2 protein-coding genes and 1 pseudogene are annotated in these 2,462 nt (G+C 38.5%); all 3 read right to left on the bottom strand.

The window, feature by feature from the left end; genetic code table 11:
• Positions 1-169 precede the first annotated feature (169 nt).
• Positions 170-1,168 (bottom strand): hypothetical protein, encoded by a 999-nt coding sequence (locus tag BKL51_RS10035; RefSeq protein WP_077466540.1) that lies wholly within the window; start codon positions 1,166-1,168, stop codon positions 170-172.
• 44 nt (positions 1,169-1,212) lie between these two features.
• The gene (locus BKL51_RS10030) at positions 1,213-2,214 is read right to left on the bottom strand and encodes a hypothetical protein (RefSeq protein ID WP_077466539.1); all 1,002 of its coding nucleotides are present in this window, start codon (positions 2,212-2,214) and stop codon (positions 1,213-1,215) included.
• 44 nt (positions 2,215-2,258) lie between these two features.
• Positions 2,259-2,462, bottom strand: a pseudogene (locus BKL51_RS11895) (hypothetical protein); the annotation flags it as partial.

The raw sequence follows: 2,462 nt of genomic DNA, 5'->3' as shown, positions 1-2,462 counted from the left end.
ATCCCTCTTGGAAAGGCATCTAAAATTAAATGGCGGATTTCCAATTCATCGGCATTCACCCGACGCACGGAATAACCCAAGGTGTAAGTGCGGTAAAAATGAAGCCATTTTTCGAGAAGTTTCATTTGATTCCTTTAATATTCAAATCCTAAAGTGCGGTCGATTTTTACTAAATTTTATTATCCATTTTTAATTCCGCCAGTTGTTGATTGACGCTTTGTTGTTGGCGTTGTACCGCTTCGAACCAATGCTTTTTACTGTTTTCAGTGCGTTTTTTCCAGGCTTTTAGTTCCGTCTCAATCTGTTTATCTGCCAGTTTTTGGTTAAACGGCATACGGAAAATACTGCCCACGTTAAACAGGAAAATTAACGGATTTAGCCACGGGAGTTTATAGTAACGCCCGACATATTTCAGACTTGCCGGATTGTCTTCACGCACAAAATCCCGAATGGCACGCAAAAGATAACGGTTGTGTTCAAGGCTTGGATTCGGGTAGCAACCGTACATTAAAAAAGGCAGTTTACCGTCTTTCTCGGGTATGCCGATTTGTAAAGAATAACGCCCTGTTAGACTAAAAGGATAAAGCCCGTAAAGGTTATAAACAATACCGCTTAGCGGGTCACCCTCGTCCGGTATAAACGCCAACCAATATTCTTTGCCCAAATGTTGTTGATAAATCACTTTTTTCTTTCGGTTGATCCGAATCCCACGAGGGCGTGGCGGGAATAGAATACAAAGAAGCAATAACGGCCAAATGAAATGAAAAACAGGACGAACTAAGCGTAAACTATCCCGTTCAAGATATGGTTTTCTATATTCTTCATAGGGAAGTATCTTTTCATTTGGATATTTTCTTTGAAAACTTTCCCTAGACATTACTTCAAGTTCTATATCATATATTTTTCTTATGCTCTTATCAGGATCAAATGCCCAGTCAAAATTATATTTAATCGCACTAATTTGATTATCAAAGGGGCTAACGCCATGTTGAAGATCAATAAAGGCAATGACACCTAAAATCGCCAAAAAAATCAGACGAATCATCCCTCTGGGAAAGGCATCTAAAATTAAATGGCGAATTTCCAATTCATCGGGATTTACCCGACGCACGGAATATCCCAAGGTGTAAGTGCGGTAAAAATGAAGCCATTTTTCGAGAAGTTTCATTTGATTCCTTTAATATTCAAATCCTAAAGTGCGGTCAATTTTCGCTAGATTTTATTATCCATTTTTAACTCCGCTAAATCTTGATTGACGCTTTGTTGTTGGCATTGTACTGCGTCAAACCAATGCTTTTTACTGTTTTCGTTGCGTTTTTTCCATGCTTTTAATTCCGCCTCAATCTGTTTATCCGCCAGTTTTTGATTAAACGGCATACGGAAAATACTGCCCACGTTAAACAGGAAAATTAACGGATTTAGCCACGGGAGTTTATAGTAACGCCCGACATATTTCAGGCTGGCGGGATTGTCTTCACGCACAAAATCCCGAATGGCACGCAAAAGACAACGGTTATGCTCAAGACTTGGGTTTGGGTAGCAACCGTACATTAAAAAAGGCAACTTCCCTGCTTTATCCGGTATGCCGATTTGTAAAGAATAACGCCCTGTTAAACTAAAGGGATAAAGCCCATAAAGGTTATAAACAATACCGCTTAACGGATCGCCCTCGTCCGGTATGAATGCCAACCAATATTCTTTGCCTAAGTGTTGTTGGTAAATCACTTTTTTCTTGCGGTTAATCCGAATGCCACGAGGACGTGGCGGGAATAGAATACAAAGGAGAAATAACGGCCAGATGAAATGGAAGTATGCCCTTATTATTGTAGCTTTTCGATCAGAAATATATGATTCTTTATATTCAATATAACTTGGTATAGGTTTATTCAAATTATATTTTTGAATATTTTGAGGATTTTTTAAAAATTTTATTTCCTCTTCATACATTGGTTTTAAGATTAAGTCTGAATTAAATGCCCAAGTAAAATCTCGTTGAATAACCTTAATCTGATTATCAAAGGGCCTGACGCCATGTTGAAGATCAATAAAGGCAATGACACCTAAAATTGCTAAAAAGATCAGACGAATCATCCCTCTGGGAAAGGCATCTAAAATTAAATGGCGGATTTCCAATTCATCGGCATTCACCCGACGCACGGAATAACCCAAGGTGTAAGTGCGGTAAAAATGAAGCCATTTTTCGAGAAGTTTCATTTGATTCCTTTAATATTCAAATCCTAAAGTGCGGTCGATTTTTACTAAATTTTATTATCCATTTTTAATTCCGCCAGTTGTTGATTGACGCTTTGTTGTTGGCGTTGCACCGCGTCGAACCAATGCTTTTTACTGTTTTCGTTGCGTTTTTTCCAGGCTTTTAATTCCGCCTCAATCTGTTTATCCGCCAGTTTTTGATTAAACGGCATACGGAAAATACTGCCTACGTTGAACAGGAAAATTAACGG

The sequence above is a fragment of the Rodentibacter sp. Ppn85 genome (assembly GCF_001999335.1).
In the GTDB taxonomy this organism is placed as follows: Bacteria; Pseudomonadota; Gammaproteobacteria; order Enterobacterales; family Pasteurellaceae; genus Rodentibacter.
Note: the sequence above shows the minus strand (reverse complement) of the source record. Positions and strands in the feature narration are given on the sequence as shown.